This is a genomic window from Nocardia sp. GP40 (assembly GCF_050434125.1).
GTDB classification, from domain to species: Bacteria; Actinomycetota; Actinomycetes; order Mycobacteriales; family Mycobacteriaceae; genus Nocardia; species Nocardia albiluteola.
In genome coordinates, this window is the sequence record NZ_JBNPVW010000001.1 from 898,771 (window position 1) to 915,307 (window position 16,537).

The following is a 16,537-nucleotide window of genomic DNA, read 5'->3' on the forward strand; positions in this document are numbered from 1 at the left end:
CCGCCGCCGCGATGTCACGCCGAGGCGGCGTCGTCGATGGTGTCGCGCCAGCGCCTCGACCGGGTCGGATCCCGCGAGTTCCGCGGCGAGCACGCGCGCGTCGAGAATTGCCTGAGAGCCTCCGTTCGCGCCGACCGGATACATCGGGTGGGCCGCGTCGCCGAGCAGGGTGACCCGGCCGTGCCCCCACTGCTCGAGCGGGTCGCGATCGACCATCGGGTACTCCAGAATGTTCGGGGTGGCCGCGATCAGGGCGTGCACGTCCAGGCTGCCCAGAGACCAGTCGGCGAGCAACGGCAGCACATCCCGCGCGTGTCCCGCGCGGTCGACGCCCGCGTCGTCGGGGATCGTGCCCGGATCGGAAACCTTCGCTATGGCAACCCAATTCACCAGCACCGTGTCGCCGGGGGCGGTGGCCTCGGTCACCGGGTAGATCACCATCCGGGTGTCCCCGCCGTTGACCAGCAGCATGGTTCGTCCCGTCAGAAACGGTGCTGCCGCAACCATTCCGCGCCACATCCGCATGCCCGACCAATGCAGCCCGGACTGCCCGGGATGCAGCCCGGCGCGCACGACCGAATGCAGGCCCTCGGCGCCGATCAGCACGCCCGCGGAGCGGGTGTGCTCGCGGCCGGAGGCGCGATCCAGGGTGTGACCCGCACCGCGCGGTCCGACCGCCTGCGGCTGCAGGTTGATGCCGACGCCCAGCGGCGCGATGGTGCGGGCGCTCTCGATCACCTCTGCGTCGATTCCGGCCGCGTGCAGGCTCAATGCGGCCGTCAGGCCACCGATGCCCGCGCCGGCGATCAACACGTTCCGCTCGTTCATGACCACTCGTTTCTCGAGGTCGAAAAGCTGTCACTTCCGGTCGTACCGCGACCCCGACCGAGGCGGGCTACGCTGTACTGCCCTATGCGCGTGCGGCATTGGCGGCCTACGCCGGGGCCCGCGAGGCGGTGGCCGAACTCGAGGGGCTGGTCCGCGGCCACCTGCGGCTGGGCATGACCGCCTCGGTGTCGGCATTCGATCTGCCGGGCCTGCTCGGCGCGTTCCACGAGAAGTATCCGGGAGTGCGGATAACGTTGTCGGAGAACGCCTCCGACGCCACGATCGAGGAGTTGCGGGCCGGACGGCTCGATCTCGCCTTCGCCGGGGTGGGTGCGGGCCTGCCCGCGGATCTGGCCGCGGAGATCTTTGCCGACGAGCCGGTCGTCGCGGTGGTTGCCGCGCATGACGCTGTGCGAGAAGAAATTACGCTCGAGGCCCTGTGTGAGCGCGATCTGATCTGCCTGCCACCCGGCGCGGGCCTGCGCGCCGCATTCGACACGGCCTGCGCGGCGGCCGGTATGCGGCCCCGGATCGTCTTCGAGGCCGGTGATCCGCACATGCTGGCCCGCCTCGCGGCCCGCGGCCTGGGCGTCGCGATCCTGCCGCATGCGGTTGCCGCCGCCCACTCGGACCAGGTCGTCGCGGTTCCGATCGCCGATGCGGACATCCGTGCCCGTATCGCCCTCATCCGCCTGGCCGAGACCGAAACGAGCCCAGCGGCAAGAGTATTCGCCCGCACCGCCGCGGCATGGGTCCGTACTGTACTTCGAACGTGAGGATCAGCCGTACCGTGGACGTCCGCCCCGGGCCACCGGGAGTGGCGTGGGCTCGGCGGCCCGGAGCAGCGCCATTTCAGGATGCCCGCGGCGACAGGGGCGGTCGACCGTTGCGCTCAGGCTGAGCCCAACCGGTCAGTATCGGTCCACCTGCGGCGGTGCCGGGACGATGAAGGAGCTGCCGAGATTCCGCTCCAGCGATGCCTTCCACGAGCCGTCGGCGATCATCGCCTGGATGGCATCGTTGATCCGGTCGCGGGATTCCTTGTCGCCCTTGCGTATACCGATGCCGAGCCGCTCCATGGTGAAGGGCTGGCCGACCACCTTCAGCTGGCCGGGGGATTGCGCGGCATAGCCGGACAGGATGATGTTGTCGGTGGTGACCGCGTCGACGGCCTTGCTCTTCAACGCCTCCACGCACAGCGAATAGGTGTCGTACTCGCGCAGGGTCACCCCGGGCGCGAAGTACTGCTGAATGTCCTGCGCCGGAGTCGAACCCCGAACCGTGCACAGTGTCCTGCCGCCCATCGCCTGCGGCCCGGTGACCGCGGTATTGTCCGCGCGCACCAGCAGGCTCTGCCCGGCGTCGTAGTACGGGCCCGCGAAATCCACCTTCTTCCTGCGCTCGTCGGTGATCGAATAGGTGGCCACGACCATGTCGACCTGGCCGTTCTGGATCAGCGTCTCGCGCTGGGCCGAGGGCGCCTCCCGGAAGGTGATGTCCCTGGGCCGGACGCCCAGCTTGCCCGCGACATAGGTGGCCACGTCCACGTCGAAGCCGGAGAACGTGCCGTCCTTGCGCTCGAGCCCCAGCCCCGGCTGATCGAATTTGATTCCGATGGTGAGCTTTCCGCCCGCCGCGTGCTGGCTGGCCGTCTCGGAGCTGCCGCCGCCGCAGCCGCTCACCGCCGCCGCGAGTACCAGGGCGCCGATGCCGATGCGGAGGGCACGGGTAATCCTCATCGAATGCCTTCTCTCATATGAGCGGAGGTGATCGGTGGCATTACTTCAGTGTGCGGTACTTCGGGTCAGTGACTCAGGATCTTGGCCAGAAAGTCGCGGGCCCGCTCGGATGCCGGTGCGGTGAAGAAGGTTTCGGGGTCGGTGTCCTCGACGATCCGGCCGTCGGCCATGAACAGCACCCGATCCCCGGCGCGGCGTGCGAAACCCATCTCGTGGGTGACCACCACCATGGTCATGCCCTCCTTCGCCAGGGAGACCATGACCTCGAGCACCTCGCTGACCATCTCCGGATCGAGGGCCGAGGTCGGTTCGTCGAACAGCATCACCTTCGGATTCATCGCCAGCGCGCGGGCGATCGCCACCCGCTGTTGCTGCCCGCCCGAGAGCTGCGCCGGATACTTGTCGGCCTGATCCGCGATGCCGACCCGCTGCAGCAGCTCCATCGCCCGGGTGCGCGCGGCCTCCTTGTCGATGCCGCGCACCTTGACCGGCGCCAGCATCACGTTCTGGACGATGGTCTTGTGCGCGAAGAGGTTGAACGACTGGAACACCATGCCGACCTCCGCGCGCAGCTTGGTCAGCGCGCGACCGGCGGCCGGCAGCTGCACGCCGTCGATGGCGATGGTGCCCGAGTCGACCGATTCCAGGCGGTTGACGACCCGGCACAGCGTCGACTTGCCCGAACCCGACGGCCCGACCACGATCACCACCTGCCCCCGCGGCACGTCGAGATTGATATCGCGCAGCACGTGGAGATCGCCGAAGTGCTTGTCCACCGTGCGCATCGAGATCATCGGCGGCCGGGCGGCCGTGGAGGCAGCGCCGGAGGTGGTCTCGGCAGCGTCGTTCATGCTCTGCAGACCCTATGGCCAGAGGGCTGTATTTGCGTAATACCCTGGACGGGTGAATTCGTCCACGCAGGTGACAGTATCCCCGGAGGGGGGAGCCTCTTCTCGCACGTACGAGGTGCGCACGTTCGGGTGCCAGATGAACGTGCACGACTCCGAACGGCTGTCGGGCCTGCTCGAGGACGCCGGATACACCCGTGCCCAGGCGGGCGCGACCGCGGACCTGGTGGTCTTCAACACCTGTGCGGTGCGGGAGAACGCCGACAACAAGCTGTACGGCACGCTCGGTCACCTCGCCCCGATCAAGGCGGAGCGGCCCGGCATGCAGATCGCCGTCGGCGGCTGCCTGGCGCAGAAGGATCGTGACACCGTGGTGCGCAAGGCGCCGTGGGTGGACGTGGTGTTCGGCACCCACAACATCGGTTCCCTGCCGGTGCTGCTCGAGCGGGCCCGGCACAACGAGCAGGCCCAGGTAGAGATTCTCGAATCGCTCGAGGCGTTCCCCTCCACGCTGCCCGCCAAACGCGAGTCGGCCTACGCGGGCTGGGTGTCGATCTCGGTCGGCTGCAACAACACCTGCACCTTCTGCATCGTGCCCGCGCTGCGCGGCAAGGAGGTCGACCGCCGTCCCGGTGATGTGCTGGCCGAGGTACAGGCGCTGGTCGATCAGGGCGTGCTCGAGGTGACGCTGCTGGGGCAGAACGTGAACTCCTACGGGGTCAATTTCGTCGATCCCGAGCAGCCGCGCGACCGCGGCGCGTTCGCTCAGCTGCTGCGCGCCTGCGGGCACATCGAGGGCCTGGAGCGGGTGCGGTTCACCTCGCCACATCCGGCGGAGTTCACCGACGACGTCATCGAGGCGATGGCGCAGACCCCGAACGTGTGCCCCCAGCTGCACATGCCCCTGCAGTCGGGCTCGGACCGGGTGCTCAAGGCCATGCGCCGGTCCTACCGCACTTCGCGCTACCTGGGCATCATCGAGAAGGTGCGCGCGGCGATGCCGCACGCGGCCATCACCACCGACATCATCGTCGGCTTCCCCGGGGAGACCGAGGAGGATTTCCAGCAGACCCTGGACGTGGTGCGGCAGGCGCGCTTCACCAGCGCATTCACCTTCCAGTACTCGATCCGCCCGGGCACGCCGGCGGCCACGATGGCCGATCAGGTTCCCAAGGCGGTGGTGCAGGAGCGCTACGACCGGCTCGTCGCGCTGCAGGAGGAGATCTCTCTCGAGGCCAATCGCGCGCTGGTCGGCACCGAGGTGGAACTGCTGGTCGCGGACGGCGCCGGGAAGAAGAACGCCGCCACCGCCAGGATGAGCGGCCGGGCCCGCGACGGTCGCCTGGTGCATTTCCGCCCGCCGGCGCAGCGGGACATCCGCCCCGGCGACATCGTCACCGTCGACATCACCGCCGCCGCGCCGCACCACCTGATCGCCGACGGCGAGATTCACAGCCACCGCCGCACCCCGGCGGGAGACGCCCACGAACGCGGCATCACGCCCAAGACCGCTCCGATCGGCGTCGGGCTGGGCCTGCCCCGGATCGGTGCGCCGGAACCGCTGCCCGCCGTCGCGGGCTGCGACGTGGTCTGAACATCCGATTACGACGCCGGGTCGTAGTGCTGCCTTCGACGCAGGGTCGTGGTACTGCTTGTGACGTGGTCTGAGCACTCGATTACGACGCCGGGTCGTAGTGCCGTGGCGGCGAGTCGTAGGGTGGTGGCGTGACTCGGTGGCGATGCTCGGGCGCGAGGCCCGGGGGAGCGCGACGGCCCGATCACCGCACGCCGATATCGCACCGAATGGTGGAGAGCTGATGTCCGAAGAACACGCACGGCCTGCGTCCGATGACGCGGATGACGGCGATCGCCGGGCCGATCACACGGCGCACGGTGATTCGACCGGCGGCGCCGAGGCAACCGGCGAGACCGGCCGGGCGGCAGGCGATTCCAGCGGCGATGACCAGACACAGGAGGCAGGCCGGGTGAATCCGGACCAGGCAGAGATCTTCGAGTCCTACCACGACGACCTGGCGGCCGTCGAACGCAAGATCGCCGGGGAGATCGACCCCGGGTACCGCGCGATGGTGGTCGCGGGCGCGGTCTTCGTGCTGCTGCTCACGCTGGTGCTGCCGCACGCCGGGCATACGCGCGGGCTGGACATCCTCTTTTCCGACGACACCGCCGCCGCCGATCGCATCGGGCTGCCCTCGCGGGTGTTCCAGTGGTTTGTGCTGATCTTCGGCATCGGATTTTCCTCGCTGGCCCTGCTCACCCGGCGCTGGGCGTTCGCGTGGGTCGCGGTGGCGGGGACGGCCGTCGGCAGCGTGTTCGGGGTGCTTTCGATCTGGCACCGCCAGACCCCGGGCATCGGCAACTATCGCGGCGCCGGGCCCTCGGTCGGACTGATCCTGGGCGCGATCGCGATGATCGTGCTGACGTTCCACTGGCTCAAGGTCGTCTGGAGCCGCACCGCGGTGCAACTCGAGGCCGAGGAACAGCGCCGCATCGCCGCCGCCGAGGAGGAGGAGCGCAGCCGCCGCTGGCTGATGGGCGAGGAGGACTAGTCCCTCGGGCGGTGATGTGGGTCTCGGGATCACCGGGTGCTGTGGCAAGATTCGCAAGGGGTGCAAGGGCCGTTGCCTGCTGGCAACGGTGTCCTGGCAACGTCTTTCGAATCTGGGGATCTGATGAATGGTTGAGGTAACGACAGCGAGGCCGCACGTTTCCGTGGGGCCGCAAGAGGTTTCGGCCGGGCCGCGGGAGGGACTGCGGCAGTGGCGTTTACGGCCGTCGTGGCCGGCGATGGCCGCGATCGTGGGCGGCGTTCTCGCACTGGCATGGCGCGCGGCGCAATACGGCAACTGGCTGGTGGACGATGCGGGCATCACGTTCGCCTATGCGCGCAGCGTCGCCGACGGTTTCGGGCCGGTGCTGCAGCCCGGGGCGGCGCCGGTGGAGGGATTCTCCGATCCCACCTGGCTCGCGGTGCTGGTGGTGGGCAAGTGGTGTGGCCTGTTCGACTCCGGCAGCCTCTTCGGCGTCCCCGACCTCGTCCTCTATCCGAAGGCGATCGCGCTGCTGTGCTGCGCCGGAATCCTGGTCACCTGTTATGTCGCCGCGCGCCGGGTGTCGCGCTGGCCCGCGGTGATCACGTTCGCGACAGGCGTTGTGCTGGCGGCGATTCCGTCGTTCGTGATCTGGTGCTTCTCGGGGTTGGAGAACTCGCTGTTCGCGTTGGTGGCGTGCGTGCTGGCCGTCCGGCTGCTGGTCGCGGTGCTGGACGGGCGGCTGTGGACGCCGTCGGTGGCGGTGACCGCGGGGGTGCTCGCGGCGGTCGCGGCGTTGACCCGGCCCGACGGCCTGATCTACGTGGCCGCGTATCCGCTGGTTTCGGTGCTGCTGTTCCGGCGGGCGACGTGGCTCAAAATGCTTGGCCACGTGCTGTATTCGGGTATCGCGTTCGCGGTTCCGTTCGGGGCCTATGTGCTGTGGCGGTTCGCCGAGTTCGGCCGGCTCGTCCCGAATACCGCGGTGGCCAAGCGGCAGGCTATCCCGGCCGTGCACGACCTGAGCCGGTTGGGGGACCTGGTGCAGTATGTGGGCGCGTCGGCGGTGATCGCGGCCGCCGTGGTGCTCGGGCTCGCCCTGGCCACTCCGAGCCGGTGGCGCGACGGCGTTGTCGCGCTGCTGGTTCCGCTGGCGCTGGCGATGCTCGCCTACTGCGTGCTGGAGCCGGATTGGATGGGGCAGTTCCGGTTTGCCACCCCGGTGTGGGCGCTGGCCGCGTTCGTCGTGGTGATCTCGGTGGCACAGGTACTGGCCGGGCTGCGCACCCGGGCCCGGGCGCTGGTCGCGCTGGCGCTGGTGTTCGCCATGATCCCGTCCGGTGTCGCGCTGGCGGATGCGGCGCGGGCCTATCGGGCCAATTCGGATGTGCCGCTGTGCTGGATCGCCATTCGGTTCGGGCGCTACATGAACGGCTACGCCGACATCCTCGGCCTGCCCCAGGCCACGTTGCTCGCGCCGGACATGGGCGGCAGCTCGCTGACCTCGCGGCTGCGGCTGATCGATCTGGCCGGGCTCGCTGATGCGCGGATGGCGGACATCCGCTCGGGCAAGGCCGGCGTCACCGTCGCGGACTACGTATTCAATGACCGCAAGCCCACATTCATTCACGTCCACGGCGTCTGGGTGGCCCACGGTGTCACCCTCGATCCGCGGATGCCGCGCGACTACTACCCGATCCATCAATCGCAGGACATGGCCAACTCGGACGAGGACTGGGTCCGCAAGGACGTCGTGCGCAACGCACAGCAACTCCGGCAGCTACGCCAGTACTCCGAAGAGGTACTGCCACACCTGCTGCCGGACTACCAGCGGACCGGTGAGTGCGGAACGGTGCTGCGACCGGGCCAGACAATTCCGCACTGACCGGCGGGCCGGCTCAGCTGCTGGACACCGGCTGGGGGATCTGCCATGCGACGGCCAGCCGGGACGGCTGCAGCCGGGTGCCCTCGCCGAAGAACTCGCAGAACTTCATGATCAGCGGATCCCAGGCGTCCGCATCCACGTGCGCGGTGCCCGGAATCACCAGCGACGCGTCGACGTGGGCGCGGATCACCCGGACGGTGTGCGCGGTGACCGCAGAGCCGAAGGGGACCGAGGAGATCACCTCGCACTCGAGCTGAATCGGGCATTCGGCGACCCGGGGCGCCGCGACGAGGTCCGCCTCGAGCTGGGTCAGCCCCGCGGCGCCGAACTTGTCCGGCTCGTAGCGGTACCCCTTCTCGATTCGGTGCGGGGTCCGTTCCGGCGATCCGGTCAGCAGCGCCAGCCGGTCCACCGCCGTCACCAGATCCGATGACGGCAGATTCAGCACGCACTCGCGTTCGCGCAGCATGTTGGTGGTGGTCTGCGACGCGGTGTTCATCCCGAGCATGCCCTGATCGCCGAGCCACCACGCCGAGGACATGGGCGCGAGGTTGGGGCTGCCGTCGGGATTGCGAGTGCCGATCAGCACCACCGGCGTGCCGAAGTAGAGGACTTTGAGATCTACGACCTGATGCATGAGATCCACGATGCAGGTGGGCACGAGACTGCGCTGGCGGCAATCGGACATGGCGCTGACGCCGAGTCCGATTGCCGCGCAACGCGGTTCGGAGCTTCGCGGGGGACCTGACGACCCGGCCGACCCGCCAGGGCCGAGCGTCAGCGGCGGGTGACGGCCCCTTCGGCGGCCTCGGCCCATTCGCGCCACTGCTTGGCCTGTTCCAGGGCCTTCTCCGCGTCGCGCAGGCGGCCGGCCGCCTGCGCCTTGGCCGCCTGCTCCTCGAATTGCGCCACGCGCTCGCGGAACTGGGCCGCGCGGGCCATCGCCTCCGGGTCGGTGCGCCGCCACTGGGCATCGACCGCGTCGCGGACCTGCTTCTCCAGGGCGCGGAGCCGGCCCTCGAGATCCTGCATGCGTTCGCGCGGCACCTTGCCGATGGCATCCCACCTGTCCTGCAGTTCCCGCAGTGCGGTGCGCGCGGTGTCCAGATCGGATTCCACGTGGGATGCCACGCGCTCCTCGAACGTGGCCAGCAGGTCCTGCTTGGCGGTGGCGTTGTGATCGAATTCGGCATCCCGCTCGGAGGCGGCGGCGTTGCGAGCACCGAAGAACACGTCCTGCGCACTCTTGAAGCGCCGCCACAGCTGATCGTCGGCCTCGCGCGGGGCGCGGCCGGCGGCCTTCCATTCGGTCAGCAGGTCACGGAAGGTGGCGGCGGTGGCGGCCCAGTCGGTCGAGGCGGACAGCTCCTCGGCCTGGGCGCACAGCTCCTCCTTGCGGGTCTTGGCCGCCGCGCGCTCGCGGTCGAGCTCGGCGAAGTGCGCGCCCCGGCGGCGGTTGAACGCCTCGCGGGCCTTGGAGAAGCGCCGCCACAGCGCGTCGTCGACCTTGCGGTCCACGCCGCGGATGGTCTTCCACTCGTCCAGGATTTCGCGCAGCCGATCGCCCGCGGCCTTCCACTGGCTGGAGTCGGCCGCGATCTGCTCGGCCTCCGCGCACAGGGCCTCCTTGCGCTCGGTCTGCTCGTGGCGCGAACGCTCCCGCTCCTGTTTGGCGTGCGCGGCGGCCTCGTCCGAGTGCTCGGCGATGGCCTGCAACCGCTGCGCGAGGGCGTCGATATCGCCGATGACCGCCGCGGTCGGCAACGATTCGGCAAGCGTGACCGCGGCCGCCTTCGTCTTGCGGGCGTCGGTACCGGCCGCCAGCCGCGCCTCCAGCAGGGCGATCTCGGTGGCCAGATCGTCGTAGCGCCGGCCGAAATGTGCCAGCCCCTCCGCGGCATCGCCGGCCTGCCAGGAGCCGATCATGCGCTCGCCCTCGGCGGTCTTCACCCAGGCGGTGCCGTCGTCGTCGACGCGGCCCCACCGGCTCGGATCGCTGGCCACGGGCACGGATACCGGGTGCGGATGCTCCTGCGGCGCGCCCGCCGGGGTGACCGCATGCGGCTTGGGGGCCTCGTGCGGCGCGGCCTGTGGTTTGGGCGTGGCCGGTCGCGGGGCGCCGGGCTTGGGCGCGCCCGGTTTGGGGCCGCCGGGCTTGGGAGCCGTGCCCCCGGGCCTGGGCGCGGCGGCGCCTGCCTCCGGCGCGGCGTCGGCTGGCGTGGGTCGCGGTGCGGGGGTGCTGGACTGCTGCGCCGTGCCGGTGTCGAGCTGGGCTGCCTTCTCGGTTCCGTTGTTCTCGGTCATCACTCCTCGTCCCTGCCGCGCGTCACGGCTGCCTGGTTACGCCCTAGCTTCATCCCATTCAACCAGGCAGATGTCAGATATGCCGCCTCTTGCCCTCGGTGGCGCACCGTGTGTGAGCGCGACGGCCGCGCGCGGGGGCCTCCGGGGCCGTGCGCGGCGCCGCGTGGACGGGGCCGCCAGCGGTAGCCACGGCGGCAAATGCGTGGTAGTGAGGGTTGCCCGGCGGGTTGAGCTGGGCGTGCGGGTGACTGGGAACCCGGATGCGTCGCCGTGTTCGATGGCACGCGGGTTGCCGCGCGGTCTGCCGACTTCGCTGCCGGGTCGATCCGATGGGCCGCTACGGTTGACGGCGTGTTCAGTCTTGCCGCGTTGATTCCGTCGCCGCCCGTGCTGGTCCCCGAGCTGTGCGGCGGATGGCCGGCGGTCGACGACGAGCATCCGGCGGCGCAGGTGCCCGCGCTGCGGGAGGCGGTGCTCGCGGCGGGGCGCGCGCTGGCGGGCGAGACGATGCGGTGGACGGTGGTCGGCGTCGCCCCCGAGGGTGCCGGGGCCGAGCTCGACTATGTCGACGCGGTCGGCACGTTCCGCGGCTTCGGCGCGGATGTGCCTGTCGCGCTGTCGGATTCGGCGCTGGCGGACGGCCTGCCGCCCGATCCGGACCTGCCGCTCCCGGTGCTGATCGGGGGATGGCTGCGGGGGCGGGTGGCCCCGGAAGCAACCGTCGAGGCGCGGCTGATCGCGGCCGACTCGGCCGTCGCGGACTGTGCGGCGCTGGGCGCGCGCCTGCGCCGCGACCTGGGTGCCGAGCCCGGGCCGCGCGGGGTGCTGGTCGTCGCCGACGGTGCGACCACGCTCTCCACCAAGGCGCCCGGCTACCTGGACTCCCGGGCCGAGGCTGCGCAGGCGGGGATCGATCGAGCGCTCGACGCCGGGGACTGCGCGGCGCTGGCGGAGCTGGATACCACCCTGTGCGCGGAGCTGGGCGTGTCGGGGCGGGCGGCCTATCAGGTTCTGGCGGGCCTGTTCGGCGCCGGCGCCGCGGACGGGCGCCCCGGCGTGGAAACCCTGTATCGGGCCGCGCCCTTCGGCGTCGGCTATCACGTGAGCCTCTGGCGTCCGGGAGCCGGGGCGTGATCACCCCGATCGCGGTAGTCGGCCCCACGGCGACCGGAAAGTCCGATCTCGCACTCGAGTTGGCGCAGCGCCTCGACGGCGAGATCGTCAACATCGATGCCATGCAGCTGTATCGGGGGATGGACATCGGCACCGCCAAGCTGCCGGTCTCGCAGCGCCGCGGCATCACCCACCACCAGCTCGACGTGCTCGAGGTCACCGAGACCGCCACCGTCGCCGCGTATCAGCTCGCCGCGACCGCCGATGTCGAGGACATCATGGCGCGCGGGCGCACCCCGGTCATCGTCGGCGGATCCATGATGTACGTGCAGGCACTGCTGGACCGGTGGGACTTCCCGGCCACGGACCCTGACGTCCGGTCGAAATGGGAGGCGCTGCTCGCGGACGGCGGGGTCGAGGCGCTGCACGCCGCCCTGCGCACCGCCGATCCCGTTGCGGCGCAGACTATCCTGCCGACCGACGGTCGGCGCATGGTGCGCGCGCTCGAGGTCGTTGAGCTCACCGGACGTCCGTTCGCGGCGTCGCAACCGCAGGTCGGCGAGCCGCACTGGGGCACGATCATTCTCGGCGTGGATCGGGAGACCGCCGAACTCGACGCCCGCATCGAGCTGCGTACCGCGACGATGTTCGAGCACGGCCTGCTCGACGAGGTATGCGCGCTGATCGAGCGCGGACTGCGGGAGGGACAGACCGCCCGCCGCGCCATTGGCTACGCGCAGGTCCTGGCGTATCTCGACGGCGAATACGACCTGGACCACGCGCGGGAACGCACCCTCATCGGCACCCGGCGCTACGTGCGCCGCCAGCGTTCCTGGTTCCGCCGCGATCCGCGTGTCCGGTGGCTGGACGGCGCCGATCCTCGGCTGCCGGAGGTGGCGCAAGACCTGGTGCGCTCACCCAGGCGGTGAGCCGAGCGCGGCGGTCGTGTCGGATGAAATTGCGCGGTGGAGGGCGTTGATCAAGTGGCCGGCAGTTCGGTCCGCGGCCCCGCGGCAGGCGGCTCGGCAATGAACAGGGAGAATGCGGACGTGCCCGATATCGAATTCACCAAGGGTCATGGCACCCAGAACGATTTCGTGATCCTGTTCGACCCCGAGGGCGAGCTGGAGCTCACCGAGACCCGGGTGGCGGCGCTGTGTGACCGCCAGCGCGGCCTCGGCGCGGATGGCGTGCTGCGGGTGGCGTGGGCCGAGCCGCTCGTCGAATCCGGGGTGCTGGACGGGCTGGCCGAGGGGATCGGTCCCGACGACTGGTTCATGGACTACCGCAACGCCGACGGGTCGGTCGCGGAGATGTGCGGCAACGGGGTGCGGGTGTTCGCCCACTTCCTGGCGGCCATCGGTGCCGAGACCACCGGCGAGTTCGTCGTCGGCACCCGCGCCGGGGCGCGCCCGGTGACCGTCCATGCCGCAGACCCGGTCCGCGGCGAGGTGACCGTCGGGATGGGACGAGTGCGCGAGCTGGGCGCGTCGACGGCCACCATCGGCGGCTGGGCCTATCCGGGCATCGGCATCGATGTCGGCAATCCGCATCTGGCGTGCGTGGATCCGGGCCTGACGGCCGAGGCGCTGGCGAAACTGGACCTGACGGTGGCCCCCGGCTACCAGCCCGAGATGTTCCCGCACGGCGTGAACGTGGAGATCCTGACCGCGCTCGGCGACGCCTGGCCCACGCCGCGCGCGGTCGATATGCGCGTCTACGAGCGCGGCGTCGGCGAAACCCGTTCCTGCGGAACGGGAACCGTCGCGGCGGCCGCGGCCGCGCTGGCGCAGGAGGGCTTCTCGATCGCGAACGACACCGGCGAGGTGCTGGTGCGTGTGCCTGGGGGAGAGGTCACCGTATGCATCGCCCAGGGCGAGGCGACGTTGCGCGGGCCCTCGGAGCTGGTGGCCTCCGGGCGTGTCGCCCGGGACTGGTGGGACGCGGCCTGATCCGAGTGTTTCCGCACCGCGAAATAACTCGGGTGCGTCCATGCGTTCAGTCGTGGGAGCATGGAGGCATATGAGGAAATCCGAAACGTTCGAGTTCACGCCCGTCGACGAGTTCGACCCGGCGCGGGACGACGACGCCCGAAACGGCTGGGCCGCCGAGCCCACGGTTGGTGAACTGCAGCTCGAGGAGCGCAGTTCGCTACGCCGGGTCGCGGGTCTGTCCACCGAACTCACCGACATCACCGAGGTCGAGTACCGGCAGCTGCGCCTGGAGCGGGTGGTCCTGGTCGGGGTGTGGACCGAGGGCACGGCCGCGCAGGCCGATGCCAGCATGTCCGAGCTCGCCGCGCTGGCCGAGACGGCCGGCTCGCAGGTGCTGGACGGGCTGATCCAGCGCCGCGACAAGCCGGATCCGGCCACCTACATCGGCTCGGGCAAGGCCGACGAGCTGCGCGCGGTGGTGCTCGACACCGGCGCCGACACCGTCATCTGCGACGGTGAGCTGACTCCCGCGCAGCTGAATGCGCTGGAGAAGGTCGTCAAGGTGAAGGTGATCGACCGGACCGCGCTGATCCTGGACATCTTCGCCCAGCACGCCACCTCCCGCGAGGGCAAGGCGCAGGTGTCGCTGGCGCAGATGGAGTACATGCTGCCGCGGCTGCGCGGCTGGGGTGAGTCGATGTCCCGGCAGGCCGGTGGCCGCGCGGGCGGTGCGGGTGGCGGCGTGGGCACCCGTGGTCCCGGTGAGACCAAGATCGAGACCGACCGCCGCCGGATTCGCGAGCGCATGGCCAAGCTGCGCCGCGAGATCAAGGAGATGAAGACCGCGCGCGACACCAAGCGTTCGCGGCGCACCTCGAGCGGCATCCCGCAGGTGGCGATCGTCGGTTACACCAACGCGGGTAAATCGAGCCTGATGAACGCGCTGACCGGCGCGGGCATCCTGGTGCAGGACGCGCTGTTCGCCACCCTGGATCCGACCACGCGTCGGGCCGCCCTGGACGACGGCCGCGAGGTGGTCTTCACCGATACGGTCGGCTTCGTGCGGCATCTGCCCACGCAGCTGGTCGAGGCGTTCCGCTCCACCCTCGAGGAGGTCACCGGCGCGGATCTGCTGCTGCACGTCGTCGATGGCTCCGACGCGATGCCCGAGGGGCAGATCAAGGCGGTGCGCGAGGTCGTCACCGACGTCCTGCGCGAGCAGCGCGACGCGGGGGCCCGCCGCGATGGGCAGGCCTATACGCCGCCGCCGGAGCTGTTGGTGGTCAACAAGATCGATGCGGTCGAACCGGCGGACCTGGCGCATCTGCGTGCGTTGCTGCCCGGGGCGGTGTTCGTCTCCGCACGCACCGGGGCCGGGTTGACAGACCTGCGCGATCGGCTCGCGGAGATCCTCGGCGGGCTCGATGTCGAGGTCAGCGTGCTGTTGCCGTACGACCGGGGTGATCTGCTTTCCCGGATCCACGCTGACGGCCGCATCATCAGCTCCGAGCACGAGGAGTCCGGCACCCGGATCCGCGCGCGAGTCCCGCACTCGCTGGCCGGACCGCTGGCCGAATTCGCGCACGCCGGCACCACACTGCAGGACTGAGCCCGGACCCGCCCGGTCGAGCCCGTATACCGGGGTAATGCGTGGCGGGCGCGGTGTGGTCTTCGGGGACGACGATTCGATACGACGCGGCCGGTCGGCTGCTGCCGGGCGGTGCCGCGCCGCCGCCGGAGGCGATCGGTGCGGACCCGGCGGTGTGGCTCGAGCGTCCCGGCATCGCGCATCCGCTCGACGCGGTCCTGCTGGAGCGGTTGCGGCATTGCCTGCGGGTCGCGGCGCGGCCGTCGGCGGGATCGCTGCGGCTGGACGATCCGGCGCTGCTCGAGGTCGTGCTCTCGGAGCGGGAGCCCCGCGCGGACCGGGTGCGAGCCATGCGGCTGCTCGGGATCGATCCGGCGCGTGCGGTACGGGTGCTGGCGGTGGCGGGACCGTGCACCGCGGAGGCGGTGCGCATCATCGGCGAGCGGGCTCCCGTGCTGCGGTCGGGGGTGATCGGCACGACGACCGCGGTGCTCATCGGGGATGCCGGTGCGGTGCGGGAACTGTCCGATGATCTGAATTCCGCTGTGGTGCAGGCCTTTCCGTCTTCTCGGCTGGGTGCGGCCGGGCCGTGGGTCGGGATGGGGGAGCGGGCGGGTGCGCTGGCGGCGGCGACCTCGTGGGAGCAGGCGCGGCGGGCGCTGCGGTTCGCGTCCTCGACCTGGTACGGCCGCCGCGTGATCGCGTTCGATCGGCTCGGTTCGCTGGACCTGCTGGCCGATCTGCCCGTGCACCGGCTGCTCGGTACCCGGGATGTCATGCGGGTCAACGAATTCGCCGCCACCGAGGCCGGCGCGGCAGCGGTGGACACGCTCGAGGCGTTCTGCGTCTTCGGGTCGTTGCGGCGCACGGCGACCGAGCTGCACCTGCATCACAGCACCGTGGCGGCGCGGATCGCGCAGGTGGAGGCCGCACTGGGGTGGGATGTCGACAATGCCGTGGACCGTTTCACGGCCACGCTGGTGCTCACAGTGCGCCGCATTGCGATGTCGTCCGCCGAGCTCGCGGGTGGCGACCCGACGAGCGTCGGGCCGAGCCCGGAATTCTCGCGACGGCCGGCGGATGCCCCGGAGGCCGCCGACCAGTGATGATCGGCAGGCATATTCGGTACGGCAAGAAGGAGTTTCGCACATGGCCGTCATTGACCCGAACCGCACCTGGGCCCCGTTGGAGCGTCGCCTGGCGGAGACCACCGACGAGCGGCATCGCCGCGCGCTGAGCATCGTCATCGAGCACATGAAGGCCGAGGCCGTGCCCGATCTGGACGGGCTGATGCGTACCCTGGCGCCCGAACCGGACTATCACTTCTGGAACGACGGCCGGGACGTCGGGCCCAAGACCGACGACGGCGTGCGCGGCTATTACCAGGCATTCGTCGAAAGCCGTTCGAACATCTTGGAATTCGACATCGACCGGCTCGTCGTCGATGACCGCTGCGTGGTCACCGAGGGCTATCTGCGCCAGATCTACCTCGGTTCGTACGCCGCGCAGATCGGCATTCCGGTGGACGATCCGGATGCGGATTATCTGATCGTGTTCCGGCAGTTGCTGCTGTGGCCGATCGACGAGCAGGGCCGCATCGTGGGTGAGGATTCCTATCATTCGGGCCCCGCCGAGATTCGCAAGCTCTCGCGCGACGAATTGCCCAGGGAATACCTGGAACTCGTGCACGCGAACTCGTGAGGTGAACGGCGCGGTCCGGCCGCGCCGATCATCGCGCGACCCCCGGTA

Annotated in this window: 14 protein-coding genes and 1 pseudogene; 10 read left to right on the forward strand and 5 right to left on the reverse strand. The window is 70.3% G+C overall.

What is annotated here, in order from left to right; translation table 11 throughout:
* Nucleotides 1-84: 84 nt before the first annotated feature.
* Nucleotides 85-828: pseudogene (locus ABH933_RS03850) on the reverse strand (FAD-dependent monooxygenase); the annotation flags it as partial.
* A gap of 98 nt (nucleotides 829-926) precedes the next feature.
* Between ABH933_RS03850 and ABH933_RS03855 the strand changes: the two are divergent.
* Nucleotides 927-1,604, forward strand: coding sequence for a LysR substrate-binding domain-containing protein (locus tag ABH933_RS03855; RefSeq protein WP_429415269.1), 678 nt, complete (start codon nucleotides 927-929; stop codon nucleotides 1,602-1,604).
* Between the two features lie 135 nt (nucleotides 1,605-1,739).
* Here ABH933_RS03855 and ABH933_RS03860 read toward each other — a convergent pair whose 3' ends face one another.
* Together ABH933_RS03860 and ABH933_RS03865 are read right to left on the reverse strand one after the other, a co-directional pair.
* Nucleotides 1,740-2,567, reverse strand: a complete 828-nt coding sequence (locus ABH933_RS03860; protein ID WP_429415272.1) for a glutamate ABC transporter substrate-binding protein — start codon at nucleotides 2,565-2,567, stop codon at nucleotides 1,740-1,742.
* A 65-nt stretch (nucleotides 2,568-2,632) separates the two neighbouring features.
* Nucleotides 2,633-3,361: an amino acid ABC transporter ATP-binding protein gene (locus ABH933_RS03865; protein WP_215919656.1), complete on the reverse strand. Its 729-nt coding sequence runs from the start codon at nucleotides 3,359-3,361 to the stop codon at nucleotides 2,633-2,635.
* A gap of 109 nt (nucleotides 3,362-3,470) precedes the next feature.
* Here ABH933_RS03865 and miaB point away from each other — a divergent pair, with 109 nt between their 5' ends.
* The 3 genes from miaB (at nucleotide 3,471) to ABH933_RS03880 (ending at nucleotide 7,849) form a co-directional block, all read left to right on the forward strand.
* Complete coding sequence (gene miaB, locus ABH933_RS03870) at nucleotides 3,471-5,009, forward strand: tRNA (N6-isopentenyl adenosine(37)-C2)-methylthiotransferase MiaB (protein ID WP_429415275.1); 1,539 nt, start codon at nucleotides 3,471-3,473, stop codon at nucleotides 5,007-5,009.
* 223 nt (nucleotides 5,010-5,232) lie between these two features.
* Complete coding sequence (locus ABH933_RS03875; protein ID WP_429415278.1) at nucleotides 5,233-5,982, forward strand: Rv2732c family membrane protein; 750 nt, start codon at nucleotides 5,233-5,235, stop codon at nucleotides 5,980-5,982.
* Nucleotides 5,983-6,220: 238 nt separating this feature from the next.
* Nucleotides 6,221-7,849, forward strand: a complete 1,629-nt coding sequence (locus ABH933_RS03880; protein WP_429415281.1) for a hypothetical protein — start codon at nucleotides 6,221-6,223, stop codon at nucleotides 7,847-7,849.
* A gap of 13 nt (nucleotides 7,850-7,862) precedes the next feature.
* On the opposite strand, the gene ABH933_RS03885 is transcribed toward ABH933_RS03880, so the two are convergent.
* Nucleotides 7,863-8,486, reverse strand: coding sequence for a flavin reductase family protein (locus ABH933_RS03885; RefSeq protein ID WP_215919305.1), 624 nt, complete (start codon nucleotides 8,484-8,486; stop codon nucleotides 7,863-7,865).
* Nucleotides 8,487-8,626: 140 nt separating this feature from the next.
* On the reverse strand, nucleotides 8,627-10,153 hold the full coding sequence (locus ABH933_RS03890; RefSeq protein ID WP_429415284.1) for a DUF349 domain-containing protein: 1,527 nt from the start codon (nucleotides 10,151-10,153) through the stop codon (nucleotides 8,627-8,629).
* Between the two features lie 351 nt (nucleotides 10,154-10,504).
* On the opposite strand from ABH933_RS03890, the gene ABH933_RS03895 reads away from it, so the two are divergent.
* The 6 genes from ABH933_RS03895 (at nucleotide 10,505) to ABH933_RS03920 (ending at nucleotide 16,489) form a co-directional block, all read left to right on the forward strand.
* On the forward strand, nucleotides 10,505-11,287 hold the full coding sequence (locus tag ABH933_RS03895) for a hypothetical protein (protein ID WP_429415287.1): 783 nt from the start codon (nucleotides 10,505-10,507) through the stop codon (nucleotides 11,285-11,287).
* Nucleotides 11,284-12,195, forward strand: a complete 912-nt coding sequence (gene miaA / locus ABH933_RS03900) for a tRNA (adenosine(37)-N6)-dimethylallyltransferase MiaA (protein WP_429415290.1) — start codon at nucleotides 11,284-11,286, stop codon at nucleotides 12,193-12,195. Before ABH933_RS03895 ends, miaA begins: the two co-directional genes overlap by 4 nt.
* A gap of 129 nt (nucleotides 12,196-12,324) precedes the next feature.
* Nucleotides 12,325-13,218 carry a diaminopimelate epimerase gene (gene dapF, locus ABH933_RS03905; protein WP_215919661.1) on the forward strand — a complete coding sequence of 298 codons (894 nt, stop codon included), beginning with the start codon at nucleotides 12,325-12,327 and terminating at the stop codon, nucleotides 13,216-13,218.
* Nucleotides 13,219-13,288: 70 nt separating this feature from the next.
* On the forward strand, nucleotides 13,289-14,809 hold the full coding sequence (gene hflX / locus ABH933_RS03910; protein ID WP_429415293.1) for a GTPase HflX: 1,521 nt from the start codon (nucleotides 13,289-13,291) through the stop codon (nucleotides 14,807-14,809).
* A 41-nt stretch (nucleotides 14,810-14,850) separates the two neighbouring features.
* The gene (locus ABH933_RS03915) at nucleotides 14,851-15,894 is read left to right on the forward strand and encodes a PucR family transcriptional regulator (RefSeq protein ID WP_429415296.1); all 1,044 of its coding nucleotides are present in this window, start codon (nucleotides 14,851-14,853) and stop codon (nucleotides 15,892-15,894) included.
* A gap of 43 nt (nucleotides 15,895-15,937) precedes the next feature.
* Entirely contained in the window at nucleotides 15,938-16,489 is a 552-nt protein-coding gene (locus ABH933_RS03920) for a nuclear transport factor 2 family protein (RefSeq protein ID WP_429415299.1), read from the forward strand.
* Nucleotides 16,490-16,537: the final 48 nt, after the last annotated feature.